The sequence below is a fragment of the Bradyrhizobium lablabi genome (assembly GCF_001440475.1).
GTDB lineage: Bacteria > Pseudomonadota > Alphaproteobacteria > Rhizobiales > Xanthobacteraceae > Bradyrhizobium > Bradyrhizobium lablabi.
Window position 1 is genome coordinate 120766 of record NZ_LLYB01000071.1, and the last position, 26811, is coordinate 147576.

22 protein-coding genes are annotated in these 26811 nt (G+C 62.9%); 15 read left to right on the top strand and 7 right to left on the bottom strand.

Annotated features, from left to right (window positions below):
- Nucleotides 1-700 (top strand): sensor histidine kinase (locus CQ14_RS46430; protein WP_245320393.1); only part of this gene is annotated, 700 nt, incomplete at its 5' end.
- Nucleotides 701-718: 18 nt separating this feature from the next.
- Here CQ14_RS46430 and CQ14_RS18060 read toward each other — a convergent pair.
- Nucleotides 719-1012, bottom strand: a complete 294-nt coding sequence (locus CQ14_RS18060) for a hypothetical protein (RefSeq protein WP_057859192.1) — start codon at nucleotides 1010-1012, stop codon at nucleotides 719-721.
- 409 nt (nucleotides 1013-1421) lie between these two features.
- On the opposite strand from CQ14_RS18060, the gene CQ14_RS18065 reads away from it, so the two are divergent.
- On the top strand, nucleotides 1422-2342 hold the full coding sequence (locus CQ14_RS18065) for an RNA polymerase factor sigma-32 (RefSeq protein ID WP_082649926.1): 921 nt from the start codon (nucleotides 1422-1424) through the stop codon (nucleotides 2340-2342).
- A gap of 56 nt (nucleotides 2343-2398) precedes the next feature.
- On the opposite strand, the gene CQ14_RS18070 is transcribed toward CQ14_RS18065, so the two are convergent.
- Both CQ14_RS18070 and CQ14_RS18075 read right to left on the bottom strand, forming a co-directional pair.
- Nucleotides 2399-3595 (bottom strand): acetyl-CoA C-acyltransferase, encoded by a 1197-nt coding sequence (locus tag CQ14_RS18070; RefSeq protein WP_057859194.1) that lies wholly within the window; start codon nucleotides 3593-3595, stop codon nucleotides 2399-2401.
- Nucleotides 3596-4143: 548 nt separating this feature from the next.
- A complete protein-coding gene (locus CQ14_RS18075; protein WP_057859195.1) occupies nucleotides 4144-4914 on the bottom strand; it encodes a response regulator transcription factor in 771 nt (256 codons plus the stop codon).
- Between the two features lie 412 nt (nucleotides 4915-5326).
- Between CQ14_RS18075 and CQ14_RS18080 the strand changes: the two genes are divergently transcribed.
- The 8 genes from CQ14_RS18080 to CQ14_RS18120 all read left to right on the top strand — a co-directional run bounded on the left by CQ14_RS18080 (nucleotide 5327) and on the right by CQ14_RS18120 (nucleotide 17544).
- Nucleotides 5327-5914 carry a hypothetical protein gene (locus CQ14_RS18080; protein WP_057859196.1) on the top strand — a complete coding sequence of 196 codons (588 nt, stop codon included), beginning with the start codon at nucleotides 5327-5329 and terminating at the stop codon, nucleotides 5912-5914.
- Between the two features lie 299 nt (nucleotides 5915-6213).
- The gene (locus CQ14_RS18085) at nucleotides 6214-7032 is read left to right on the top strand and encodes a hypothetical protein (RefSeq protein WP_057859401.1); all 819 of its coding nucleotides are present in this window, start codon (nucleotides 6214-6216) and stop codon (nucleotides 7030-7032) included.
- 129 nt (nucleotides 7033-7161) lie between these two features.
- Nucleotides 7162-9096, top strand: coding sequence for a hypothetical protein (locus tag CQ14_RS18090; RefSeq protein ID WP_057859197.1), 1935 nt, complete (start codon nucleotides 7162-7164; stop codon nucleotides 9094-9096).
- A 347-nt stretch (nucleotides 9097-9443) separates the two neighbouring features.
- Nucleotides 9444-11264, top strand: coding sequence for a type I secretion system permease/ATPase (locus tag CQ14_RS18095; protein ID WP_245320411.1), 1821 nt, complete (start codon nucleotides 9444-9446; stop codon nucleotides 11262-11264).
- 39 nt (nucleotides 11265-11303) lie between these two features.
- Nucleotides 11304-12668: an HlyD family type I secretion periplasmic adaptor subunit gene (locus tag CQ14_RS18100; protein ID WP_057859199.1), complete on the top strand. Its 1365-nt coding sequence runs from the start codon at nucleotides 11304-11306 to the stop codon at nucleotides 12666-12668.
- A 42-nt stretch (nucleotides 12669-12710) separates the two neighbouring features.
- Nucleotides 12711-14270: a GNAT family N-acetyltransferase gene (locus tag CQ14_RS18105; RefSeq protein ID WP_057859200.1), complete on the top strand. Its 1560-nt coding sequence runs from the start codon at nucleotides 12711-12713 to the stop codon at nucleotides 14268-14270.
- Nucleotides 14271-14881: 611 nt separating this feature from the next.
- Entirely contained in the window at nucleotides 14882-16864 is a 1983-nt protein-coding gene (locus CQ14_RS18115) for a VTT domain-containing protein (RefSeq protein WP_488230447.1), read from the top strand.
- Nucleotides 16861-17544 (top strand): endonuclease/exonuclease/phosphatase family protein, encoded by a 684-nt coding sequence (locus CQ14_RS18120; protein WP_245320395.1) that lies wholly within the window; start codon nucleotides 16861-16863, stop codon nucleotides 17542-17544. The genes CQ14_RS18115 and CQ14_RS18120 overlap by 4 nt, the downstream gene beginning before the upstream one ends.
- A 6-nt stretch (nucleotides 17545-17550) precedes the next feature.
- Here the strand turns inward: CQ14_RS18120 and CQ14_RS18125 are convergent, their stop codons facing one another.
- The 4 genes from CQ14_RS18125 to CQ14_RS18140 form a co-directional block, all read right to left on the bottom strand.
- Nucleotides 17551-17742, bottom strand: a complete 192-nt coding sequence (locus CQ14_RS18125; RefSeq protein ID WP_057859203.1) for a hypothetical protein — start codon at nucleotides 17740-17742, stop codon at nucleotides 17551-17553.
- 89 nt (nucleotides 17743-17831) lie between these two features.
- The gene (locus CQ14_RS18130) at nucleotides 17832-18572 is read right to left on the bottom strand and encodes a DUF3750 domain-containing protein (RefSeq protein ID WP_057859204.1); all 741 of its coding nucleotides are present in this window, start codon (nucleotides 18570-18572) and stop codon (nucleotides 17832-17834) included.
- 211 nt (nucleotides 18573-18783) lie between these two features.
- Nucleotides 18784-19806, bottom strand: coding sequence for a YihY/virulence factor BrkB family protein (locus CQ14_RS18135; RefSeq protein ID WP_057859205.1), 1023 nt, complete (start codon nucleotides 19804-19806; stop codon nucleotides 18784-18786).
- 103 nt (nucleotides 19807-19909) lie between these two features.
- Entirely contained in the window at nucleotides 19910-20839 is a 930-nt protein-coding gene (locus tag CQ14_RS18140) for a dihydrodipicolinate synthase family protein (protein WP_057859206.1), read from the bottom strand.
- A gap of 110 nt (nucleotides 20840-20949) precedes the next feature.
- Here CQ14_RS18140 and CQ14_RS18145 point away from each other — a divergent pair, with 110 nt between their 5' ends.
- The 5 genes from CQ14_RS18145 to CQ14_RS18165 all read left to right on the top strand — a co-directional run bounded on the left by CQ14_RS18145 (nucleotide 20950) and on the right by CQ14_RS18165 (nucleotide 26734).
- Nucleotides 20950-22137 (top strand): CaiB/BaiF CoA transferase family protein, encoded by a 1188-nt coding sequence (locus CQ14_RS18145; protein ID WP_057859207.1) that lies wholly within the window; start codon nucleotides 20950-20952, stop codon nucleotides 22135-22137.
- An 83-nt stretch (nucleotides 22138-22220) separates the two neighbouring features.
- Nucleotides 22221-23153, top strand: a complete 933-nt coding sequence (locus CQ14_RS18150) for an alpha/beta fold hydrolase (RefSeq protein WP_057859208.1) — start codon at nucleotides 22221-22223, stop codon at nucleotides 23151-23153.
- 126 nt (nucleotides 23154-23279) lie between these two features.
- On the top strand, nucleotides 23280-24752 hold the full coding sequence (locus CQ14_RS18155) for a 1-acyl-sn-glycerol-3-phosphate acyltransferase (protein ID WP_057859209.1): 1473 nt from the start codon (nucleotides 23280-23282) through the stop codon (nucleotides 24750-24752).
- Between the two features lie 342 nt (nucleotides 24753-25094).
- The gene (locus tag CQ14_RS18160; RefSeq protein ID WP_057859210.1) at nucleotides 25095-25856 is read left to right on the top strand and encodes an SDR family NAD(P)-dependent oxidoreductase; all 762 of its coding nucleotides are present in this window, start codon (nucleotides 25095-25097) and stop codon (nucleotides 25854-25856) included.
- A 41-nt stretch (nucleotides 25857-25897) separates the two neighbouring features.
- The gene (locus CQ14_RS18165) at nucleotides 25898-26734 is read left to right on the top strand and encodes an enoyl-CoA hydratase family protein (protein WP_057859211.1); all 837 of its coding nucleotides are present in this window, start codon (nucleotides 25898-25900) and stop codon (nucleotides 26732-26734) included.
- The last annotated feature ends 77 nt before the right edge of the window (nucleotides 26735-26811 follow it).

Consider the following 26811-nt stretch of genomic DNA (forward strand, 5'->3'; position numbering starts at 1 on the left):
CGACGAGCTGGAAACGACGATCAACGCGCTGGCCGGCGTCGGCAACGACATCGCCCACGATCTGCGAACGCCGCTGACGCGCGCTCGCCTGACGCTCGAGCGTGGCCGCACCAATGCGACCACCCTGGAGCAGCTCCAGCAGGCCGCCGACAAGGCCATTGCTGGCATCGACCAGTCGCTGTCGATCGTCACGGCATTGCTGCGGCTCGCCGAAATCGAGAACAGCCGCCGCTCATCCGCGTTCGGCGACGTTGCGCTTGGCGAAATGCTGCGCGAGGTCTGCGACATGTACGAGCCGATCGCCGAAGACAAGCAGGTTGCGCTCAGCGTCAACATACCAGCCGCGCTTTCCGTGCGCGGCGACCGGGACTTGCTGCTGGAGGCGGTCGCCAACCTCGTCGACAATGCGATCAAATTCACGCCCCGGAATGGAAGCGTCGAGCTTGAGCTCAAGCGCGGCGAAGGGCAAACCATTCTGCGGGTGAGGGACACGGGTCCGGGGATCAGCGCGGAAGAGCACGAAGCCGTGCTGCGCCGGTTCTATCGCTCGGACAAGATCCGCAACACGCCCGGGGTCGGCCTCGGCCTCAACCTGGTATCGGCGATCGTGAAGCTGCACGGATTTCGCCTGATCATCCACGCCGGCCCGGGGGGCCGGGTGGAGATCGTTTGCCCCGATGAACAACGCGGTCGGACATAGAATTGCTCCCCGCCACCGTCATCCATGCCGGTGGCCGTCATGCTCGGCGCGAGATGCGTGGTGGACGCGCCGATGATGCCAGACGGTGGGGCCGGTCATGCCGCTGTCTCTTTCGTTGTAGGCCTGCATCACCGAAGGCGGTTGCCCTTCCAACCTGTAGGCTGGCGTGGGGGCGCCGCCATTCAGCACGTCCAGATTCGGGTAATAGAACGCAAAGGCACCCGGCTCCTGGATGGCTTCCTGCGCGAGGGCTGGTGCTGCCGCCAGCATCGACAGCAATCCTGCGACGGCGATTGTCTTGATCGAGGTCATTGTCTTTCTCCATGTCGTTGACGCAGCAAGCGCGGCCGCACGCCGCAACGGGCGCCTTCTTCCGAACGCGAACTGCTCGCTTGACGCTGCATCGCTCAGCGGATGCATGCGGAGAGGTAGGGTGGGCGCGATGTCGTCCCACTAAATTGCGTTTTACAAAGCTGAACTGATCTCGTGCCGCCTGCAAAGGTTCGGGAAGCGTCCGCTTCGAATTCACGCGAGCGCGATGGAAGTTCACCGATCGATGTTTTGCGATCTCGCGCACAACACGATCGCGCGATGAGGTCGGGATCGAAACGTTCGCGGACGCTAACAGCGAATTTAGATTCCTCAATTCCAATTTAATGGCTGCGGTGCGGTGTCTTCTCCTAGGGTCTCCCGTGCCGGACCTGATGGATTGGAGCTACCCATGAACGCTCACAGCACAAGTTTGATGTCGGACAATCGGGAGATGTTGACCGCGGACAGATCGCAAAACCTCGTCGGTGAATACGCATCTCTCATCAAGCGATACGCTCTGCTCGAACCGGCACGCGAGCAGCAGCTTGCCCGACGCTGGCAGGATCATCGCGACCGCGCGGCTACTGACGTGCTCGTCACCAGCCATCTCCGGCTCGCCGCGAAGGTCGCGCGCCGCTATCAGAGATACGACCTTCCGCTCGCCGATCTGATCGGGGAGGCCAATCTCGGCCTCGTCATCGCGGCCTCGCATTTCGAGCCTGGCCGTGGCGCCCGGTTTTCCAGCTATGCGCTATGGTGGATCAAGGCAGCCATCCACGATTACATTCTGCGGTCGCGGTCGCTGGTCAAGATCGGGACGACGACGGCCCAGCGGAAGCTGTTCTTTGGCCTGAGGCGCGCCATGCGCAAGTTCGGTGGCGATAGAGAAAGGCTCACGCAGGAGGTAGCCGAGGCCGTCGCGCGCGAACTCGACGTCCCCGTTCGCGAAGTGATCGAGATGCACAGCCGACTGACCGGAGACCTCTCGCTGAATGTGCCGATCGGCGACGATGGACCGGCCGAATGGGAGGCGATGCTGGTCGATCAGTCGCCGGACGCCGAGGCAATCGTCTCCGATCAGGATGAAAGCGCGCAACGGACCAGGGCGCTCCATTCAGCCCTCGATGTGCTGACCGCGCGGGAGCGCCGCATCTTCAAGGCCCGCCGGATGAACGAGAACCCGCCGAGCCTGGAGGATCTCGGGCGCGAGCTGTCGATCTCCGGCGAGCGCGTCCGGCAGATCGAGACGTTGGCCTTCGAAAAGGTCAGGCGTGCGGCGACCAGGCATTGGAGAGCCGCCGCGCTCCTGGCGGGAAAGATGGCGGCTTGAAGGGAAACAAGCGAGCGGCAGCGTTCGCGCCGCTCGCTTCCCTTCAGATCGCCCGATCAGCGCACGATGCGCTCGACGGCGATGGCGGTCGCTTCACCGCCGCCGATGCACAGCGCGGCGACGCCGCGTTTCAGGTTGCGCGCTTCCAGCGCATGCAGCAGCGTCACGATCAATCGCGCGCCGGTGGCGCCGATCGGATGGCCAAGCGCACAGGCGCCGCCGTTGACGTTGAGTTTGTCCGCGGGAATGCCGAGATCCTTCTGCGCCGCCATGGCGACCACGGCAAAGGCTTCGTTGATCTCGAACAAATCGACGTCGGAGACCGACCAGCCGACCTTGTCGAGCAGCTTGCGGATGGCCGGGATCGGCGCGGTCGTGAACCATTGCGGCTCCTGGCTGTGGGTGGCGTGGCCCTTGATCTCCGCCAGCACCGGCAATCCCTCGCGATCGGCGAGTGAGAGCTTGGCCAGAATGAGCGCGGCGGCGCCGTCGGCATTGGCGGAGGAGGCGGCCGGCGTGATGGTGCCGCCCGCGCGGAACGCCGGCTTCAATCCGGGAATCTTGGCAGGGTCCACCTTGAGCGGATGCTCGTCGCTGGCGATGACGCGCGGACCGGCTTTCTCAGCTAGCGTAATCGGTGCGATCTCGGCCCTGAACGCGCCACCCTCGACCGCCTTGCGGGCGCGGGTCAGCGTCTCGATCGCGTATGCATCCTGGTCCTTGCGGGTAAACTGATAGGTCTCTGCGGTGGCCTCGCCGAAATCGCCCATCGAGCGTCCGGTCTCATAGGCGTCTTCCAGCCCGTCCATCATCATGTGATCGATGATCCGGTCATGGCCGGCGCGGTAGCCGCCGCGCGCCTTCGCGAGCAGGTAGGGCGCATTCGACATGCTCTCCATGCCGCCGGACAGCACGATATTGGCGGAGCCGGCCTTGATGATGTCGTGGCCCAGCATGGTCGCCTTCATGCCGGAGCCGCAGACCTTGTTGACGGTAGTGGCGCCGGTGGCGTCGGGCAGGCCGGCGCCGCGCGCGGCCTGTCGCGCCGGGGCCTGGCCTTGTCCGGCCGGCAGCACATTGCCCATGAAGACCTCGTCAACGCGTTCCGGCGCGAGTTGCGCCCGCTCCAGCGCCGCGCCGATCACGTGAGCCCCGAGCTTGTGCGCGCTGAAGGGGGACAGTTCGCCCATGAAGCGGCCAAGCGGCGTGCGGGCGGCGGAAAGGATGACGACGGGATCGGGGCTTGCGGACATGATGGGCTCTCCTGTTCGGTCATGGGTTATGATATGATGATAATCATATATTGCGTCATTGCAAAGAGGCGCCGCCGTCGTGGGGGCCGCGATCTATCTGGAAAGTTCTTGGGGAATGCGGCCGGGAGCGGCCGTTTTTCGGTCCTGGGAGGTCGCCGCGCGCGGTCGTCTCCGCGAGGCACGGTAGCACCGGTCAACGCAGGCGCGTTGGCCCTCCAATCGGGATGCTGCGCCTCTCGGCATCGAAAGGCTTAACACCAATGATCCTCCCGTCTGCGCCGATGGCATTCAGTGCGGAACCCGATCGATGCTATGCTTTGCCCTGCAAGAAGAAGACTCCCGAAACTGAGCTTCGGTGAATGCCAGCCCCTGCGTCCGAAGGCGACCCCGGAACAGCCCCCCGGGGCCTCTTTCGGAGCGAAATACCTCTTGGCCAGAATAGCGTTCGCCAAGCCTGTCGAGCGCCAAGCCTTGTCGGGCGTCAAGCCTTGTCGAGCGTCAAGCCTTGCCGATGCAATGGTGCGCCCGCAAATGCGGGGCGTGGATCGCTAGTGGGAAACGGAGGATTTGACCATAGGCGGCAAATCCGAGGGGACGAGATCGACGCCGTCGGAGCTGACGCTGCGGCCCGCGGCGATGGCGACTTGCGTGCGGTTGCATACGCCCAGCTTGCGCATGATCTCCCGGACATGGACTTTCACGGTTGTCTCGGTCATTCCGAGCTTGCGACCGATTACCTTGTTGGGATCACCCTGGCATAGGCAGGCGAGAACGGCATACTGTCGCTCGGTAAACTCGGGCGCGGGCCGGGCACTCTCGGGGCCACTGCCGCGCTGGATGCCGCCGGGGGACTTTCCATCAAAAAGGGAGCCTGGCTGCTCGTAAATCCCGCTATCCGGGCTCGGCATCGAAGCCGGACTTTGTTGCTCAGGGTCCGGAACCGTCTGTTCCGGAGCCAAATCCGGCGGCCCGAATTCTATCGGCGACGCTCCGCCGAGGGCGCGACCGGCCATGATGACGGTGGGAGGGAAATAGGTTCCGCCGCGCAGAACGAATGAAAGTGCCTGCAGTGCAAGATCCGGAGGCATCGAATTGCTGAAATAGCCCCTGGCTCCCGAACGGATCGCTGCGATGATGGTCGCGGGATTTTCGTCGTCGGAGACGATTGCCAACGCCGCCTCCCGGCGCAGCATATGCAGCACCTGGATTTCGGTGAATACCTCAGGGGCGGAGGAGGCGCCCACGCTGTAGATCAGCATGTCGCATTCGCGGCGCTCGACGAGCTTGATGTGCGCCTCTTCAGGATCGAGCGAAATCAACTCAACCTGTTCGTTACTGGCCCAAGGACTTAAGAAGCTCTCTGCTCGAGCCCGTCGAAAAGCCATTGCGTCTACAATAAACACCGTCTTCTTCGGTGGGACTGACATAACGCGCCCCCGGACTTTGTGATGCTATCGATAGATTCTTTCCGAATCGCGCAAGTTGCTATTATTTAGTTCACTTAGCGTCAAAATTGTTCAGAAAAAGTTTACTCCCATAAGGTGGGGATGCCAAGAAGGCGGAGTGTGACAAGATCTCGTCGAAACTGGGTCATTAAAGTGTGTTTTTCATTCTTCGATTTTAAAAATCGCACCATACAACCTTTGCTATTATATCTTTCGATATGTACATCCGCGGTGGCCAGGCAGATACGATAGTATCCCTTCGTCCCTGCCGTCGCGGACACAAACGATGTTTGTCAGCAAGCTGCCGCCAAAGCCGGATTTTGAGGTGCTGGCGGCCGCTGCCCCGGCTTCCGCGGATCGCCGGACATTCGTTCTCGCCCTGATTGGGAACCTGATCTGCAGCTGGTCCAATAACGAAAGTCTCTTTATCTACGTTCTGATGATCCTGTTGCGGACCGACGAAGCGTCGGCCGCCGTCGTGTTCGCGACGCTGAACACCACCCGCGCTCGACTGGATTTGATCCAGCGGCTGGCCAAGATCAGAGTAACCGACAAGGCGCTCGCCAGGAGTCTGACCTCGCTTGTCGAACGCTTTTCGGAATCCACCAAGGTTCGCAATGAACTGAATCACTGCATGTTCATCTTCGACGCCGCAGGCGCCATCACCCACACCCAGTCGATGCGGTTGATGGAAACAAAGTCGAGCCTGAGGTTCGGAGAGATAAAGGCGCTGGACGACAACCGCCTGCAGGAGATGCTGCGGACGACCAGCGAGATGACGAAGATCAATCACGACATCTGGGATCTGCTGCCGCGCCTTGAAGCGCATGTCTGCGGCGGCGCGCAGCAAGACCTTCCCACCAAAGTGGCGTAGGCCGCCTCCGACGGCAATGGAAGTTCATGCCGTCGTCGCGGCCTCATCGGCATTCTCGACTCTCTTGAGCGTGACGTGCGTCGATGGTTGATATCGCAAGATACAACGTCAGATCGAATGCATGCATGTTGTTGACGAGGGNTGTGTCGGCAAACTGACAGAGCTGGCATCCGCAATCAGGCGGTGCCGGCAGTNCGGAAGAACCGACATGGCAGAGCAGCGCCGCGCCTCGCAGACCGCAGACTTAGAAGATCAGCGATCTCGTTCCGCTCGCGATGCTCCAACCTCAGGAGCACATCATGAGTAAGCCAAAGCCGAAGTGGGATCCCAAGGATCAGGAACAAGACCAGGACCAGAAGCAAGACCAGTTGCAGGCACAGGCAAACCTGCAGGCCCAGCTCCAGGGGCAGGGTCAGGGCCAGGGCCAGGGTCAGGGCCAATACCAGACCGCGGTGCAGTCGCTGGAGTCCAACAGCGACAACGACAACTGGAACGCCAACGGCAACCTGAACGGCAACGGCAACCTGAACTTCAATGAGAACAAGAACGAGAACAAGGTCGATAACAAGGTCGATAACGACGTCGACAACAAGCTCGACAACAAGGTCGACAATGATATCGACAACAAGATCGAGAACACCATCGACAACAAGGTCAACGTCGATGTCGACGTGAAGGTCGATCTTGATATCGACGCCGACAGCCTGAGCAGCCCGGTCATCGATCTCACCCATTTCACCACGACCGATTCTGTCGTGATGCCCGACGTGGTGAACCAGACGCTGAACGGTGGCGGCAACCAGTTCAATATTGATCAGGTCAACAACCTAGTCGATAACGACACCAACACCTCCACTGCCAGCTACTCCAGTGGCGGCGGATCATGGCACGACCCGGGCTTCAACATGGAAGCCAAGATCGAGGGCGGCGAGTCCAAGATCGACGGCGGAACCATGACCGACGCAGTAGGCGCCGGCTCTGGCATTGTCTCTCACGCCGATGCGGTTCTGAACCAGTCTGCCTTTGACCAGAACATCACGCAGGGTGCGAACATCCAGTTCAACAGCATCACTATGCAGGTGGCCGGTCATGATCTGACCGACTCTCACGACATTTAGCCTCGTGCTCGACCCGCGCGGCGTTTGCCGCGCGGGTCATTGTTCTCAAATATACATTTTCAGTCGCCGCAGTTGCCGACAAGAAGCTGTCCGCGACCCTGGCCGTTCACGGCAACAGGGGAGGTTCCCATGGCGTCAGCAAGCTTTGCCGAAATTATTGCCCACTTCGCAGGATATCTGCAGATCTTCCAGGACATCGCCCGCGACCGTATCCAGTACGACGACCACCTCGCGCCCCGTCCTTCCGACGACTACACGACGCCGCGACCGGACGACGATTTTCGCTTCGTGCCGGACGACATGGATACAGCGGCGAGTCCCGCTCCGGCGCCACTGTCGGACGACCCGATACATCTGGTTCGGGGGCGTCCGCTCAAATTGCTCCATGACGCGCCGGATTCCGATCCCGATTTCTTTAAGCCCTTGTCGACCCCGAAAATCACGCTGCCGATGCCCGGTGGTGGCGGCGGGAGCGGGCATTCCGAGCATCACATCAAGGTGACATACCAGGAAGACGGCCAGCAGACGCAGCTTACGGTCCACCAGTTCAATGTCATGCATGACGACGATGCCAACCTACCGCCGGGCGCCATGGCTGTCGTCGACCCCTTGATCGTGCATGTCAACGCCAGTGCGATGGCAACCATTGAGCAACTGGCTTCCAATGCCAATGAGGAGATTCCTTCCAACTGGCAGATGCCGCAGAACGATGCCGGCGCAAAGGATTTTCTGTCCGCGCACGACGCCGCGTGGGCCGACCGCGGCGGTACGCCGGACGAGCATTCGGTGCCGGTCGGCTACTACGTCAATGGCGAGGTGCAGGAACACCCGACGGAGCCGACGCCGCCGGCCGAGCCGCCGACGCTGCCCGACACCGGCGACGGAATCGGCCAGTGGGCGACGCTAGGTAGCAACTTCAGTGTCAACGCGGCGCTGATCGTCGATATCGGCGAGGGCGTCCGCACCATGGTGGTGATGGGCGATTACTTCAAGACTGACGCCATCTTCCAGACCAATACGATTGTCGACCATGACCAGATCAGCGTATTGGGCGGGAACGGCGCGCCATCGGTGAGCTGCGGACATGATGCCGCGACCAACATCGCCGACTTCGTCCAGAACCCCAGTATCTACACCGGCTTCGCGGCCCAGGTGGCCGGCCCGAACTGGAAGATCGATGTGGTCGATGGCGACTACTACAGCGTTCATGCGGTGGCTCAGGTCAACTATCTCTCCGACAACGACGTGGGAACGCAGGTCAGCGGCAGCACCCACTACAACCTCGTCGGTGGCCACAACGAGCAAGGCAATCTGTCTCTGGTTCTTGATGGCAGCATTCAATACGACCTGATCATCATCAAGGGCTCCTATCACGGGATGAACGTGATCTTCCAGAACAACATCCTGTTAAACAACGACAAGATCGTGATGGCGGCCGACGGCTCCGATCCGTCTCAATCGGTAGATTCAGGCTCCAACAGCCTGCTGAACCAGGCAGCCATTGAAAATTTCGGCGGCGACAATATCGATACGATGCCGCCGAACTTCGCGCTGATCGAGAGCCTGCTGGCATCGGGCGTGACCTCGATTGATCCCGCGTTGGGCAGCGCCTTGGTCGGCAATGGCGGCAGTACCCTCAAGGTGCTCTACATCACGGGAGACTATTACGACATCAATGCGGTCTGGCAGACCAACGTCACCTCCGATGTCAATGTGATGTATCAGCTGCAAAACCGGCCGTCGTCCGATCTGCTGGCGCGTGATCCCGATGGTGACGTGACGCAGTCGGTCAGCACCGGAGACAACAGATTGACCAACGACACTGCGATTGTCGACGTCAATCCCGACCACACATACGTCGCCGGCCATGTCTATGCCGATTCCATTCTGGTACAGGCCAATCTGCTGCCGTCAGCGCCGGATACCGCGCTCAATACCAACACCGACAGGCTCGCGACCGAACTCATTGCGTTCGTCGACGACGCTCAGGACACGACGGCGCCGCCGCCGGCTGTGGTTGCCAATACGGTGCATGCAGACCCGATGGCGAGCATGCTGCATTAGAGGCAAGGGNTCTTCTGTTTCAAGAGTGCTCTCTTTATTGCCGCGGTAATGGAGTTTGAAAANTGTGGGGCTGGGATGATCGTCCAGGCGCTGCCGGAAGTTCGCGTTTGCGTCAGTACGACGAAGCAACAGCGAGTACGGCCAAGATAATTCCGCTTCGTCCGTGGTTCGACCCACCATCCAGGCAGGCCGAGGCCCCATCAGTCACGTTTGCCGACGCGAAGGCGCCTCCTCCGGCAGAGGCCAAGACGGCGGAACCGCCGTCAGTCGAACCATCCCTGCGCGAGGAAGCCAAGACACCGCCGGGATCCACCGTCGTGATCGAGCAGACTGTTCCGGCTCCCCCGCTGCAACGTGGAGGTGACAGAGACGGAGGCGGCGCCTCCGGCGGCGGTGGGGGCGGTGGAGGTGGCGGCGGTACGCCGCCCCTGCACAAGCGTTCAAGCGACCATGAATTTCGCGATGTGCTCGGCAAGGGCCTGGCCAACGCCCGCCGCAATCTGGTGGTCGTCGGGCTGTTCTCGATTGCTGTCAACCTGCTGGTGCTGGCGATTCCGATCTACCTGTTCAACATGTCCGACCGCGTGCTGACCAGCCGCAGCACGGACACGCTGGTGATGCTGACAATCATCGTGGTCATCGCGATCGGGGCACATGTGCTGATGGACATGATGCGCCGCATCATCCTGATGCGGGTAGCCGTCGAGACCGAAGCCCGATTAGGCGGGCCCGTCCTGAGCGCCGCGGCCAAGGCCGCGCAGAGCGGGTCCAGCCGCGAATTCCAGACATTGGCGGATCTGCAGCATTTGCGCGCATTCATTACCGGCCCGGTATTGCTGACGATGTTCGATACGCCGGTGTCGCCGGTCTATTTCGCGGTGGTTTTCCTCATCCATCCCCATCTCGGGTTCATCGTGCTGGGGTCGGGCATCGCGCTGATCGTCGTGGCGCTGCTGAACCAGCGCTTCACGGCGATCCCGTTCAACCAGGCCAACAGTTACGGCGCGCGGGCAAACCTGCAGGCGGAATCGATGGCCCGCAATGCCCAGGTCATCAACGCGATGGGCATGATCCCGGAAGGCGTCCAGGTATGGGGCCGCGAAACCGTGGAATCCCTGAAGGCGCAGGTGATCGGGCAGGACCGCAACGTCCTGATGACGGGATTGTCGAAGTTTCTGCGGCTGTGCACCCAGATCGCAATCCTTGGCTGGGGCGCATGGCTGGCGCTGGAAACCCAGATCACCAGCGGCATGGTCATTGCAGCTTCCATCGTCGCGAGCCGCGCGCTGGCGCCGCTGGAGGGCACCATCGAGGGCTGGCGCAACTTCGTGCAGGCGCGCTCCGCCTATGCCCGCGTCAAGGCGCTGTTGCTGAACTCGCCGCTCAACCTGGAGCGGCTGCGGCTGCCGCGTCCGGCGGGATATCTCAACGTCGAGCGTATTCTCTATGTGCCGCCTCCGAACAAGAAGGTGATCCTGAACGGAATCAGTTTTCAGCTGAAGCCGGGCGAGTCGCTCGCGATCGTCGGAGACTCCGGTACCGGAAAAACCATGCTGGCGCGCATGCTGGTCGGGTCCATCATCCCGACCGCGGGCAGCGTGAGGCTCGACATGATGGACCTGCGCAACTGGGATCCACGCCAGTTCGGCGAGAGCGTCGGCTACCTGCCGCAGGATGTGCAATTGTTCCCGGCATCCATCAAGGCGAACATCGGCCGGATGCGCGACGACGCCCGCGACGAAGACGTGTTTGACGCGGCCGAGGCTGCCGATGTGCATGAGATGATCTCGGGCTTTGCCCAGGGCTACGAGACCATCGTCGGCATGGACGGGAGTCCGCTGTCGGGCGGCCAGCGGCAGCGCATCGGGCTGGCCCGCGCGTTCTACGGCAACCCGCGCCTGCTCGTGCTCGACGAACCAAATTCGAATTTAGACGCCAATGGCGAGCGGGCGCTTGCCAAGGCGCTGGTACGCGCCAAGGAAAAGCAGATCACGGTCGTGACGATCACCCAACGCGCGGCACTGCTCACGAGCGTCGACAAGATTATGATCCTGCACCAGGGCGCGGTGCAGGCTTTCGGCACCCGCGACGAGATCATTCCGATGATTACCGGACGCAAGCCGAACAGCATCCCGCCAGGGCCGGGCGGACCGCCCTCGCTGAATTGATGGCAGCGCCAGCCGGTTTGACAGTAACGAGGTTACGCGATGGCAAAAAGGAAAACTGCGAAACCCGCCGCGGCATCAGCGGGCACCTGGTACGATTCGCTGCCGCGATCGACCAAATGGCCGACCTTTGCCGGCGTGCTGATCATGGCCACGGTGCTGATGGGGTTCGGCGTCTGGGGCAACATGGCGCCGATCGCGGGCGCCGTAGTCGCGTCGGGCGTATTTGTCGCTACCGGACAGAACAAGATCATCCAGCATCTCGAAGGTGGCATGATCCGCGAGATCTACGTACGCGAAGGCGACACTGTGGAAGCGGGACAGTTGTTGCTCGAGCTTGACGAAACGGCGGCGCGCGCAGAGCTGCAGCGCCTGTTCCTGCGCCGCATCAGGCTGTCAGCCATGGATGCAAGGCTGCAGGCCGAGATGAAGGAGGAGCAGGAGATCACGCTACCGGGCGAAGTCGTCAATTGGCTGGGTGGTTCGTCCGAGGTGAAGGAAATCGTGGACAGCCAGAAGCTGACGTTCACGGCGCGGCGCAACAACATCAACAGCGACATCAAGAGCATCGACGAGAGCATCAAGGCGCTGGAGGAGCGGATCAGGGGATCGCGGGTACAACTGGACGCGGTCAAGCGCCAGATCGTCCTGCTCGATGAGGAAATCGAGACCAAGGATCGCCTGGTGCAGGCCGGACTGGTGCGCAAGCCCGAGCTGATGGTGCTGCAGCGGACGAAGGCCAATCTGGAAGGCGAGGTGGGCCGCATCATGGGCGACATCGGCGATGCCAAGGAACGCATCGCCCGCGCGGTCGAGCAGATCAATGGCGTGCGGAAGACCGCGATCAAGACCGCGGTCGAGCAGATGCATGAGGTCCGGGGCGAACTGGCCGACGTCCGCGAGCGGATGTTGAGCGCCAAGGGCGTGCTCGATCGTGTCCGCGTCACGGCGCCGGTGAGCGGTGTCGTGGTGAAGCTGCGCTATCACACGCGGGGCGGGGTGGTCGAGGCCGGCAAGAATATCATGGAGCTGTTGCCGCTGAAGGACGAACTCATCATCGAGGCGCGCGTGCGGCCGCAGGATATCGACCATGTCAAGCACGGGCAGACCGCGATGGTGCGGCTGACCGCGCTGAACCAGCGCATCACGCCGATGGTCTCCGGCGACGTCGTCTACCTGTCGGCCGACACGCTCGCCGACGAAAAGAAGTCCCAGCAGGTCGGCCCGACCGACATCTATCTCGTCCGCGTCCGGCTGAATGGCGAGGAGAGCCGGAATGTCCCGAACTTCAGTCCGACGCCCGGCATGCCGGCCGAGGTCTACATCAAGACGTCGGAACGGACCTTCTTCCAGTACCTCGTCAGGCCGATCCACGACAGCATGACGCGTGCGTTCCGGGAGCGGTAGCGAACCAGCAGGTGTAACAAGCACATTGGAAAGGCGGTCGCCGTGCATATCGACATCATCGAAGACCTGCCGTCGCTGGCCAAGCTCGAGGACAACTGGAACGCCGTCTACGACGAGGATCCCGAGGCCCAGATATTCCTGTCGTGGAAGTGGCTGCACGGCTGGCTGTCCTGCATCCATGGGCCGTGGTTCATTCTGGCGGCCAAGGCCGGCAAGGCCGCCGACCTGCCTTATGTTGCGTTCTTTCCGCTGCGGCTGCAGACCACGATCGAGGACGACGACATCATCCATGACATCAGGATGGCAGGCAATTTTGGCGCCGACTACACCGGCATCGTCTGCAGGCCCGAGGTGGAGAACAAGGTTCTTCCTGCCCTTGCCCGCTACGTCAGGCATATGAACTGGGCGCGCTTGAATCTCGACAATCTGCGAATGTCGGAGCGGCGGGTGCGGCTGCTGCTGGCGTGTTTCCCGAAAGCCAGTTTTCGCTATCGGGAGGCCAACGCGGTCAACAAGGTCGACGGGATCGATAACAGCCTCTGCCCCTACGTGACGCTGCCCGGAGACTGGAATGCCTACCTCGAAACGCTGAGCACCAATACACGGCAGAAGATCCGGCGCCTGCTGAAGCAGGTCGACACGCCCAGCGAATATCGGATATCGGTCTCCACATCCGAAACTTTCGAGCAGGACCTCAAGACCTTGCTGGGGTTCTGGGAGACAAAATGGCGTCCGCGCAAGGGGGACCGCACCGACAGCCTCGTGCACTCGAACGGCGCGATGCTGACGCGCAGTTTCCAATCCGGTCTGGTGTACCTGCCGACGTTCTGGCATGGCGAGCGTGCGGTTGCGGCGCTGGCCACGCTGGTGGATCCGCGCAAGCGGACGTTCTCATTCTACATGACCGGACGTGACGAGACGTTCGAGGGACCGCCTGCGGGAATGATCCTGCATGCCTTCAGCATTCGCCACGCCATCGCGAACGGCTTTTGCGAGTACGACTTCCTGCGCGGCAACGAGTCCTACAAATATTCGTATGGCTGCGCCGAGCGCAAGATCCGCCACACGATTCTGGAGACCAGGGACGGCAGGAATCTTCGCACCGGCATCGATCCGCGGAGCATTCCGGACGTGTTGCAGAAGGCCACTGAGCTGCACAAGAAGGGGAAAATCACCGAAGCCGAGATGGGATACCGCCGGATATTAGGCGCGCAGCCGAAACACGCCGACGCGTTGCACCGGCTGGGCCAGTTGCTGGCGGCAAAGGCTGATTTTGTCGCGGCCAAGCGGGTGTTCCGCACCTTGACCGCGGTTCGCCCCGGCGCCGCCAAGGCGTGGCAGTGCCTGGGTCAGGCCTGCGAAAGCCTCGGTGACTATGAGCAGGCGCTGCGTCAGCATCTCGAGTTCATGCGGTTGCAACCGGATTCGCCCGACGGGTTTGTCGCGGTCGCCAGATGCATGGCGAAACTCGGGAGGGTTGCAGAAATCAATGCCGCGCTGTTGGCCGCAATCGAACCGGCGAGCGGACCGTCGGTGAGGAAGTGGCGCGACTGGCGAAGCATACCGGATCGGCAGACCCCGGAACGCTCGATCTCGGCGTAGGACGGGATAGATGAATTCCGCAAAAGCGCTTCGTCCCAGAACCGGATCCCGCAAAGCGTCACCCGATCAACAGCCTCAGCTGCCTGCAGGGACCCGTGTCAGGACGAGTGCGCTCGGAGCGATGCGATGCCCAAATCTCGCCGGCCGGGAAGCCGTTGTCATCGGCTCGGGTCGCTATCGCAGCACCATCCGCGTCATGTTCGACGGTTTCAAGTCGCCGACATCGCTGCATAGCAGCTACATCGAACCCGTGGTGGACGAAGAGGGTTCTTCCGCCCAGGCCAGCGCGGTACGCCTGGACGCCGGTTCTACCCGAGAGGGAGAAGCCGGCGTCCACGTGCGGGGTCGGCGATTCCATTGAAGCCCGAAGCCGGGGAGGCGCCAAGTTCCGTCCGGCTGGAACTCTGCTGCCCGCAAGACGTTGATTTGCCGACGGGCGAACGCGCGTTTTTCGATCCCGCATCTGCTTCCATGTTCTGTCGAGGTGTCGCCTGCTGCGAAGCTCATCCATCCTCATTCCGGGTAAAACCGTCTGGAGAAGGTGCAAGGCAGGGCGGCTGGCAATTCTCAACGACGCAGCCGCGTATTTCGCCGCTCTGCGGGAAGCGCTGCTGCGTGCGACGCGGCAGGTCTACATCATCGGTTGGGACATCCACAGCCAGACCCGATTTGTCGGGCCCTCCGGGCACGCGGAGGACGGCTATCCGGAACAACTGGGGGCGTTTCTCAAGGCGTTGCTGAGAGAGAAGCCCGACCTGCGCATCAACATCCTGAGTTGGAATTTTCCGGCGCTGTATGCGGCAGAGCGGGAGTGGAATTCGGCCGCCAAATTCACCCTGGACGCATCGGACCGGCTCCGTTTCTGTTTCGATTCCAGCCTTCCTCTGGGGTCAGCACAGCATCAGAAAATCGTCGTCATCGACGGCGCGGTCGCGTTTTCCGGCGGCCTCGACCTGACGATCCGGCGCTGGGACACCAGCGAGCACAAAACCCGTCATCCGCTGCGGACCGATCCCGACGGCAAGCCGTATCCGCCGTTTCACGACGTGCAATGCATGGTGGATGGCGAAGCCGCAGCCAGTCTGAGGGAGGTGGTGGAGAACAGATGGCGGGCCGCCGGCTGCACGGTCGAAACCTCAGCCGATGTCACTGATGACCGCTGGCCGGCCTCGGTGCCGGTGCAATGCCGGGGCATGACAGTCGGCATCGCCCGGACCGAGATCGCAACCGCCAGCGATAGCGGCGTCAACGAGGTCGCGCGGCTGTTCGAGGCCTCCATCAACGCGGCCGATCGTTTCATCTATATCGAGAACCAGTTCACCAGCGCCACCGACATCGCGCGCCTGTTGGCACAGCGGATGCTGGACGTGCCGCAGCTTCGTGTCCTGATCGTCACGCCGAAAATGCATTCGTCGTGGTTCGAGTCGCAGGCGATGCAGAGCGGCCGCGGCGGATTCATCGCGCCCTTCGTGGCGGTCGGCGTCATGGACCGGATCCGCTTTCTCTATCCATCGACGCAGGACGGCGACGAAGTCGCCGCCGTCATGGTGCACAGCAAGGTGATGATCGTCGACGATCGCATCCTGCGTGTCGGCTCGGCCAACCTCAACAATCGCTCGATGGGCGCGGACACCGAATGCGATCTCGCGTTCGAGGCGACCTCCGAAGCGCATCGTCAATGTATCGCCTGGCTTCGCCGTCAGTTGATCGGCCATTTCTGCGGCGTCGACGAACGGGAAATTGCAAGCAACGAAGCTGACCTGTTCGGATATCTGGATCGATTGGCCGAAGGTGGCGGCGCGAAATCGTTGCGTCCGATTGATCCGGCCGCGACAGCCGGCAGCATGGCGACCATGGTGCAGCCGGTCGCCGATCCCAGGGAGCCGCTGCATCTCGATCGCGCCGCGACGCGCATGTGGACGCCGAGAACGATTTTGGCCGTGTCCGGATTGGCTGCGGCGCTCGCCGGCCTGGCGCTGGTCTGGCAGTACACGCCCTTGCGCGATTTCACCGATGTCGGCTTCGTCTCCTCGGTCATTTCGCAGCCCGCGCGCTCGCAATTCGCGCCGCTGTTTGCGATTGCTGCCTTCGTGGTCGGTGGCCTGGTGGTGTTTCCGGTGCTGGTTCTGATCGCTGCGACAGCGGCGGCGCTCGGGCCGTGGATGGGTTTCTTCAGCGCCGGTGCCGGCGTGCTGCTCAGCGCACTCACGCTGTTTTCGATCGGCCGTGTGCTGGGCCAGACGCGGTTGCAGCGGCTGCTCGGCCGCCGGGCCGCGCGGGTTCAGGGCCGCATCATCGGCAAGGGGGTTGTCGCGGTCGCCATGATCCGGATGGTGCCGATCGCCCCGTTCTCGATCGTGAACGTAGTGGCGGGCGCCAGCAAGCTGAGCCTGCGCGATTTCCTGCTCGGCACCGTGCTGGGCATGGCGCCGGGGATCGCGGTCATGGCCGCGCTCGGCGCGCAGATCGCGGATCTCGCCCGGAATGCCTCGTGGGCGAATGCGCTGCTGCTGGCGCTGGCGATTCTGGCCTGGATCGCGCTGTGCCTTGGCGTGCAATTCCTGGTGACGTGGATGGCGGGACGACGAACGTGACGGCGACGATGCGCATCATGACGTGGAACGTCCACGGCATCTTCCACCTCAATCCGGGTTTCGATCTGGATGGCGTTTGTTCCGTCATCCGCCACTGGTCGCCTGATGTGGTGGCGCTGCAGGAAGTCGATTCACGTGGACGAACCGACGATCCCTTTGCCCTTCTGGCGAAAGCCGTCGGCGACCACAGCGTCGATGCAAGATCGATTGTCACGCAGGACGGCGACTACGGACAGGTGCTGCTGAGCCGCTGGCCCTTCGCCGAGCCGCCAACAATTTCCGACGTCTCCTATCAGGAACGCGAGCCCCGCCGCGCCATCGCCGCGCGCATATTGTCTGATTTTGGGGAGATGAAGGTCATTGCCACCCATCTCGGCCTGAGCATTCATGAACGGCACGCCCAGGCGCACGCGTTGATCGACCTGGTGCAGCCGACGCGAACGATCGTGCTCGGCGATTTCAACGACTGGTTCTGGGTGAAATCGGTGCGGGGCGTGCTGGCGCGGATCTGCCCGGTCCGGACGCGGCTGCGGACGTTTCCCGCAAGATTGCCGATGATGCGACTGGACCGGATCTACGCCTCGCGCGACCTGATCATCCGCTCGGCCTGGACCGATCGCAAGGCCCGTGCCTATTCGGACCATCTGCCGGTGATCGCTGACGTCGTGTTTCCGGATTAGGCTGCATCAGGCGGGCTTGGCCGGATGCTGCGTTCTCGGATGGCGCTCGTGCAACAGCCTCGCCAGATCGTGACGCAGCTCGGACCGGTCGCGCATGGCGGCCTCGAACAGCGCTTCCTGGATGTCGCGCGGCATGTCGCCCCAGACTGCCATCGCAGCCTCGCCGAGCAATGATGCAAAGGTCTGTTCGTTGGTCATGTCGATCCTCCCGATTTTCGACGTTTGACCGGAACGAAGGTTCCCTCCGACCGGAATCAATCCCGTGTCGTCCGTCGACGAACAGAGAGTTACGGACCGGCCGGCAGCCCGAGCCGGCCGACGCCGGGCAGTTTCAACGCGGGGCGGCGGATGTCGAAGCCGAGCACGCCGCCGAAGAAATTGAGTTCGAATCCCTCGATCCATCCGATCGTCAGCCCGAGATAGCCTCCGAGCGAAGCAAACACGCCGGTGCGCGACGGGGTGAAGCCGACCCAGTCGCCATGGTAGGGGTAATCCTTGCCGATCGCCGTTGGCGGCAACACCGCCTCGAGTTCCGGAACGGCATTCAGGATCGCCTGGATGAAGGTGTTGGAGTTTGGACCGGGCCAGGCGCTGTAATCGCCATAGGCGCGAAACCTGTAGGTCTCGATGACCGAGCGGATCTTGGGAATGAGCGCTTCCGCCTTCGGACCGTCGACGCTGACGACGGTTTCGGGGACCGCGCCGAACCAGCGGCCATCGGCCTGGAATCCGTCGATCCGGATCGGTTCGCCCCAGGCCGTGTAATCATAGCGGCTGTAACGGCTGGCGCCGCGCTCCTTCACGACGATCCAGGTGTGAACCGCGAAGATTCCGCGCCAGCGCACGGTCCTGGCGGCGAAAACCCGGATGACGGCGTCCGCGTGCTCGGAGGCCTTGGGAAGCAGCCCGGCGCTTGAACGGTCCGCGGTCTGCCAGTTTTCACGCCTGTCGCCGAGCAGATATTTCACGGCGGAAATAGCCACGGGAACGAGCACGAGCAGAAGAAAAATGACGAGGTATCTCTTCACGGCGGGGGATCAGTTGGAGCGGATTGCAGGCTCTTGATGTAGTCGCTCCCATCCTGATTTCCAGTTCAGCCCTGCCGGGGTAGCTAAAGCGGGATCAAAAGTGCAGGAAGCCCAGGGCGACAAGCAGAGCGAAGGTCACGGCTGCCGAAAGCAGCAGCGAACCGAGACATCCCAGCCGGTTCGAGAAAAACAGGAACATCTGGTTGCCTGTTTATGATTTCGCTTCTCCGATGGTGTCGGCCATCGTCGCGCCGCGATGACCCAGCGGCTTGTTTTCGCCCTCGGTGCTGTCGACCGCGGTCTGATGCTCTATCTCCGAATTGAGTTCGGCGCCAAACAGCACGACGATCGTCGACATCCACATCCACATCATCAGGCCGATCGCGGCGCCGAGCGAGCCGTAGGTCGCGTCGTAATTGGCGTAATTGGCCAGATAGAACGAGAGCAGAGCAGATCCGGCGAGCCACGCGAGCGTTGCAAGCACGCTGCCGACGCTCAGCCAGCGCCATTGCGCCGCGCGGCGGCTTGGTCCGAACCGATAGAGCACCGCAAGGCCCACAAGCATGGTCAGGACCAGGATAGGCCAGCGTCCGATCCGAAACAGCGCATCGGTGACCGACCCGAGCCCGATGGTGGACAGAACGATCGGGAGGGCGACTACGGAGCCGATGGCGAGAAGCGCCACAACCAATCCGCCGAAGGTGAAGGCGAGAGAAACCGCGTTGAGCTTGAAAAATCCGCGCTTCTCGTCCTCGTCATAGACGACGTTGAGCGCATCGATGATGGCTTTCAAGCCGCCATTGGCGCTCCACACCGCAAGCACGAAGGAGAACAGAAACGCCAGTCCGAGCTTGACGTCGCCCTTGGCCAGCACGCGGCTGACCTGATCCCTGACGATGCCGAGCGCGCCCTCGGGAAGGATGCCCGCCAGCATCGTCATGTGATCGTTGATCGTGCTGGCCTTGGCAAACAGGGCGTAGGACGAGACGAGGGCGGTGATCGCCGGGAACAGGGCGAGCAGCGCATAGAAGACGACGCCTGCGGCAACCGCGAGCAGCCGGTCTTCGCCGATCTGCTGGTAGGTCCTGATCAGGATGTCCTTCCATCCCTTCCAGGGAATTTGCCATGGTGACACCGCGCGGCGGCCGCGGCCCTGATCGCCTGGATCTCCTGAAACGTCCGGCTCGCGCCGGGCCGCAGGCATGATGCCGTGCAGGTAACTCACATTGCTCATGGCGAACCGTCTCGCGCCTCTACGCCTTAATGCGCTGAGAGCGGCGACGTTCCTCGGGTCAAGTCGCAGCGAGCAGGCGGCGCCGCCGGCTAGCGGTGGCGATCTACCGCCCCCAGCGCAACACCACGGGATCGAGCTGGCGGGCGATTTCAACGAGACCGGCGCGCGCGGCCGGGTGAACCCTTTGCAGGGGATGACGAACCGCGTCCGAGCCGATCACGCCGCCTTCCTTCATCAGGATTTTTGCAGCCTGCAAGCCGCACTGGCGGTTTTCGTAATTGATCAGCGGCAGCCAGCGCGCATAGGCCGCCATCGCCTCACTGCGGCTCCCCGCGAGATAGGGATCGATGATCTGCCTGATGCCATCAGGATAGCCGCCGCCCGTCATGGCGCCGGTCGCCCCGGCATCGAGATCGGCCATCAGCGTGATGGCTTCCTCGCCATCCCAGGGCCCCTCGATGCTGTCGCCGCCGGCGGCGATGAGATCGCGCAGCTTCGCCGCCGCCATCGGCACCTCGATCTTGAAATAGCTGATGTTGGGAATTTCCCGGGCCATGCGCGCCAGCAGATCGACCGACAGCGGCGTCCCGGCAACCGGCGCATCCTGGATCATGATCGGGATATCGATGGCGTCGGACACGGTGCGATAGAAGTCGAAGATAGCCTTTTCCGGCACGCGGAAAGTGGCGCCGTGATAGGGCGGCATGATCATTACCATTGCCGCACCTGCGTCCTGCGCCTGGCGGCTCCGCTCGGCGCAGATGCGCGAGCCGAAATGCGTCGTCGTCACGATGACAGGCACGCGGCCGGCGACGTGTTCCAGCACCGCATGCATCACCTGTTCGCGCTCGGCATCGGTCAGCACGAACTGCTCGGAGAAATTGGCCAGAATGCACAGCCCGTTCGAGCCGGCATCGATCATGAAATCGATGCAGCGCCGCTGCCCTTCAAGATCGAGTCCGCCCCGCTCGTCGAAAATGGTGGGAGCGACGGGGAAGACGCCGCGATAGGGCCGTTTTGCAGTCGAGTTCATCTGGGGAGGTTCCGTTCGAAGAAGATCAGTGATTGTATGGTCGTCCAATTCATTCATCAACATGCTAGAAGGTCCGGCACAACCGGGCAGGCAGATATAAGGAAGAATCGATGGGGGGAGTTCTGGAGGGCGTTCGCGTCCTCGATTTCGGGCGCTATATCGCGGGGCCGTATTGCGCGACCTTGCTGGCGGAATTTGGCGCGGAAGTCATTCGCGTCGAAAAGCGGGACGGCAGCGAGGATCGTTTTGTCGCGCCGGTCGGGGAAGGCGGCGAGGGCGCGCTGTTCCTGCAGGTCAACCGCAACAAGAAGTGCATCACACTGGATCCGATGAAACCGGAAGGGCAGGAGGTGATGCGCCGGCTGGTCGCGACCGCCGACGTCGTCGTCGCCAATCTGCCGCCGCAGACATTGCGGGCGATGAAGCTCGATTATGACTCGCTGAAAGCGATCAAGCCGGACATCATCCTGACGACGGCAACCGCCTTCGGCAACCCCGGGCCATGGTCCGACCGCGTCGGCTTCGACGGCGTCGGGCAAGTGATGTCGGGCGCGGTCTACATGACGGGCAAGGGTGATCCGCCGTACCGCGCCGCGGTGAACTGGGTCGATTTCGGCACCGCGCTGCATTGTGCGTTCGGCACGCTCGCCGCCCTGATCGAGCGCGGCAAATCCGGGCGCGGCCAGATCGTCGAGGGCGCGCTGCTGGCGACCGCGCTGTCCTTTACCAACGCGACGCTGATCGAGCAGGCGGTGATTGCGGCCAACCGGGTACCCACCGGCAATCTCGGCCAGACCGCGGCGCCCGCCGATATCTACCGCACCAGGGACGGCTGGGTGCTGTGTCAGGTCACCGGCCACCCACTGTTCATCCGCTGGGCGAGATTGATGGGTGAGGCGGATCAATGGCTGAGCGATCCGCGTTTTGCTGACGACATCAAGCGCGGCGACAATGGTCCGATCATCAGCGAACGGATGGCGCGCTGGTGCGCCGAGCGCACCACGCAGGAAGCGGTCGATACGCTCGGCAAGGCGATGATTCCGGCCGGCCCCGTGCTGAGCCCGCAACAGGCACTGGAGCATCCGCACATCCGCGCCACCGGCTTCATGCAGGATGTCGATTATCCCGGCTTGCCTAACCCGGCACCCACGGTGCGCGCCGCGGTACGGCTGTCGGAAACCCCCGGCGAAATCGCCACGCGCCCGCCGACGCTCGGCGAACACACCGACCGCGTGCTGGCCGAGATCGGCTATGACGCGGATGCCATCGCCGCGCTCCGCAACAACGGGATCATCTAGATGCAGCAGCGGTCGACGACCCGGCGCCTTGCTGGTTGCTGTCAGGCGGGCCTTCGCCTCACCGGCGCCCGCTCGTCCGCGCCATGACGCTCCTCTCCATACCCTCCAATCTCGTTCCGGAGGGCGCGTTTGCCGGAACGATCGGAGCGCCGGACGGCACCGCATTACGTTTTGCGCGGTGGGTGGCGCCGGCCACCGGCAGGGGGACCGTCTGCGTCTTCACCGGGCGCGGCGAGTGCATCGAGAAATATTTCGAGACGGTGCAGGATCTGCGCAAGCGCGGCTATTCGGTGGCGATGATCGATTGGCGGGGGCAGGGACATTCCGCGCGCCAGCTGCGCAATCCATTCAAGGGCCATGTGCGGAGTTTTTCCGAGTACCAGAGCGACGTGGCGGCCTTCGTCAAGCAGGTGGTGCTGCCGGATTGTCCGCCGCCCCATTTTGCGCTGGCCCATTCGATGGGCGGCGCGGTGATGCTGCACGTCGCGCATGCCGGCAACGAGGTGTTCGAACGCTTCGTGCTTTGCGCGCCGATGGTCGGCCTGCCGAGCCTGCGCGCCTCGTTGCCGATGCGCGCCCTGATGCGCACGCTGCGCGTGACCGGATTGGGCGAGCGGTTCATTCCGGGCGGCAATGTCGACCTGATGAAGTCGACCGGCTTTCCCGGCAATCCTCTGACCTCGAACCCGCACCGCTATGCCCGCAACGCGGCAATTCTCGAGGCGGATCCGACACTCGGCATTGCATCGCCGACCGTGGCATGGCTCGACGCGGCATTTGCGGCGATGGCCGAGTTTCGCTCGCCCGAGTTTGCCCGTGGGATTCACCGGCCCGTCCTGATGTTCGCGGCAGGCGCCGACACCATCGTATCCGCCCCCGCCATCGCGGCGTTTGCCGGTAATCTGCCGGCGGGATCGTATCGCCTGATCCCGGGTGCGAAGCACGAAATCCTGCAGGAAGACGACCGCTATCGCGACCAGCTCTGGGCCGCGTTCGACGCGTTCATGGCGGGGTAGAAACGCCGTTGATATCGCGGTTGCGAACATGCCGGAAATCGCCCGGTCTCGATGCTTGGGCGCTTGTCACAATGGAGTTCCAGACCGTATCGTGACGTCGCAGCCGAAGCGGGATCGGGGAATTGCATGGGGTCGCAGGTAAGCTTGCCGCTCTGGGTCGTCGTCCTGATGGCGATCTTCGCGATCTCCGCGGCGCTGGATCGTATCCTGATTCCCAGCGTGCGCTGGGCGCTGCGGCGCCGCGCCAATCGTGCCATCGAGGAACTCAACACCAAGCTCAAACTTCGCATTCAGCCGTTCAAGCTGACCGAGCGTCAGGTGCTGATCGACCGCCTGGTGTTCGACCCGGAAGTGCTGCGGTCGGCCGAGGAATATTCGCACCAAACCGGCGTGCCGAATGAAGTCGCGATGGAAAAGGTGCGGCGCTACGCCCGCGAGATCGTTCCGGCGTTCAGCGCCTATGCTTATTTCCGCGTCGGGACGCGGATCGCGCGGGCCGTCTCCCACATGCTGTACCGGGTGCGGATCGGCGTCCGCAACGACGAGGCGCTGGCCGCCGTCGATCCCACCTCGTCGGTGATCTTCGTCATCAACCATCGCTCCAACATGGATTACGTGCTGGTGACCTATGTCGCCTCGACCTCGTCAGCGCTGAGCTACGCCGTCGGCGAATGGGCCAAGGTCTGGGGTCTCAGCAATCTGATCCGCTCGATGGGCGCCTATTTCATCGCGCGCGATTCCGGCGAGGCGCTCTATCGCAAGGTGCTGTCGCGCTATGTGCACATGGCGACCGCCGCGGGTGTCACGCAGGCGATTTTCCCGGAGGGCGGGCTCAGCCGCGATGGCAAGCTGCGGCCACCGAAATTCGGGCTGCTGAGCTACATGGTGACGGATTTCGATCCGCACGGCCCGCGCGACGTGGTGTTCATCCCGGTTGCCGTCAATTACGACCGCGTGCTGGAAGACCGCATGCTGACCTCGGTGGCCAATACCGAGCCGGGGAAGAAACCGGTGTTCGGCTTCAACGCGGCGATCTTTGCACGCCATTTCTTCCGCCATCTCTGGCTGGCGATGCGCGGCGAATGGTATCGCTTCGGCTATACCTGCGTCAGTTTCGGCGTGCCGGTGTCGCTGCGAAATTATGTCGAGGCCAGGAAGATCGACTTTCGCGTTCTCGCGGCCGAGCCGCGCCGCATCGAGGTCGAACGGCTCGGCAACGAGCTGATGGATGCCGTTGGCCGCGTGGTGCCGGCGCTGCCGGTCTCGCTGGTCTCGACGGCGATCCTTGCGGCCGGCGATCAGCCGCTGACGCTGCTCGAAATCAAGGGCCGCGTCTCGGCGCTGATCGGCGATCTCGAACGCGTCGGAACCTATGTTCACATCCCGCGCGCCGACCGCGATTACGCCATCTCCGTTGGCCTTCGGATGCTGACGCTGCGCCATCTCGTGATCGAGACCGATGATACCTACCGCGCCAACCCGAAGGAGATGGTGCTGCTGCACTACTATGCGAATGCGATCGTCCATCTGTTCAAAGGCGGGGATACGGATATCAGCGGCGATGTCGCTGCGCGGTGGACGGAGAGGGTTGCTCCGTAGGGTGGGCAAGGGCGCGTAAGCTCCGTGCCCACCATGTAGCAACGAGCGCGCTGCCTGGTGATGGGCACGCTTCCGCCTTCGCTCTTCGAGCTACGGCGGACGCAGTTGCTTTGCCCACCCTACGACTGTACCCGCCGTCATTGCGAGGAGCGAAGCGACGAAGCAATCCACCTATCCCCGTGCTGAAATATGGATTGCTTCGCGGAGCCTGTCATCGGGCGCGCATTCGCGCGACCCGTTNCAGAGATACCCCGCTTTCGGGGGGATGACAGTCAGTGGCCTTCCTTGCAAAAGCTTGAAGTTTAAAATATATGCTGGACCATCATCCTGGAGGCCTGACCGATGTCTCAATTGTCGCGTTCCTCCCATGCGCTCGTCACCGGCGGCGGGCGGGGCATTGGCCTTGCGATATCGGCGGCGCTGTCGAAGGCCGGCACGACGGTAACCGTGCTCGGCCGTAACCGCGCGACGCTCGATGAAGCCGTTGCATCCGGCGCAGCACAGTTCGCGGCCGTGGCCGACGTCGCCGATCAGGCGTCGGTCAAGGCGGCAATTGCGGAAGCTGCCGTACGGCAACCGATCGATATCCTCGTTGCCAATGCGGGCGCGGCGGAGTCCGCACCCTTCGGCCGCTCCGATGCGGCATTGTTCCAGCGCATGATGGACGTCAATTTCATGGGCGTGGTCCACGCGACGCAGGCGGTATTGCCCGGGATGGTGGAACGCCGTCGCGGGCGGATCGTCGCCGTTGCCTCCACCGCGGGTATCAAGGGCTACGCTTATGTCTCGGCCTACAGCGCGGCGAAACACGCCGTCATCGGCCTCGTCCGTTCGCTGGCGCTGGAGACGGCCAAGAGCGGCGTCACCGTCAACGCCGTCTGCCCAGGCTTCACCGAAACCGATCTGCTGGAAGGCTCGATCGACAACATCATCAAGAAGACCGGCCGCAGCCGCGAGCAGGCGGTCGCCGAACTGGCAAAGCACAATCCGCAGGGGCGCCTCGTGGCGCCATCGGAAGTGGCCGACGCCGTGCTGTGGCTGTGCGGAGAGGGCGCAGGCGCCATCACCGGGCAGGCTATTGCGGTGGCAGGCGGCGAAGTCTGATCGGCCGCGATATCGATAATGATTGAATTCAGGGAGAGATCATGAGCAAGCCCGCGAACCCCGTAACGCTGCCGCTGGCGGATTATTCGCCAAAACATTTTCTGCTCGCTGTGGTCGATCGCGTCGCGACCGTCACGCTCAATCGTCCCGAGCGAAAGAACCCACTGACCTTCGAAAGCTATCGCGAACTCACCGATTTCTTCCGCGCTTGCGCGATGGATGACGAGGTCAAGACCGTTGTCGTATCAGGTGCGGGCGGCAATTTCTCGTCCGGCGGCGACGTGTTCGAGATCATCGGGCCCCTGATCCAGATGGATACCAAGGGCCTCACCGCCTTTACGCGCATGACAGGCGATCTGGTGAAGGCGATGCGCGCCTGCCCGCAGCCGATCGTGGCCGCGGTCGAAGGCATCTGCGCCGGCGCGGGCGCGATCATCGCGATGGCGTCCGATCTGCGGCTGGCCGCCACCGGCGCCAAGGTCGCGTTCCTGTTCAACAAGGTCGGGCTCGCCGGCTGCGACATGGGCGCCTGCGCGATCCTGCCGCGCATCATCGGCCAGTCGCGCGCATCGGAACTGCTCTATACCGGCCGCTTCATGACGGCGGAGGAGGGTGAGAAGTGGGGCTTCTTCTCCAGGATCGTCACGGCGGAACAGGTGCTGCCGCAGGCGCAATTGTTGGGCAAGCAGATTGCCGAAGGGCCGACTTTCGCCAACACCATGACCAAGCGCATGCTGGCGATGGAATGGGCGATGTCGGTGGAAGAGGCGATCGAGGCCGAAGCGGTAGCCCAGGCGCTCTGCATGACCACGGAAGATTTCAATCGCGCGTTCGAGGCGTTCTCGAACAAGCGGACCCCGGCGTTCCAGGGGAATTGACGAGGACGTAGCCCGGGTGAAGCGCAGCGAAACCCGGGACTTCGGCCCCAAAACGACGCCCCGGGTTGCGCTTCGCG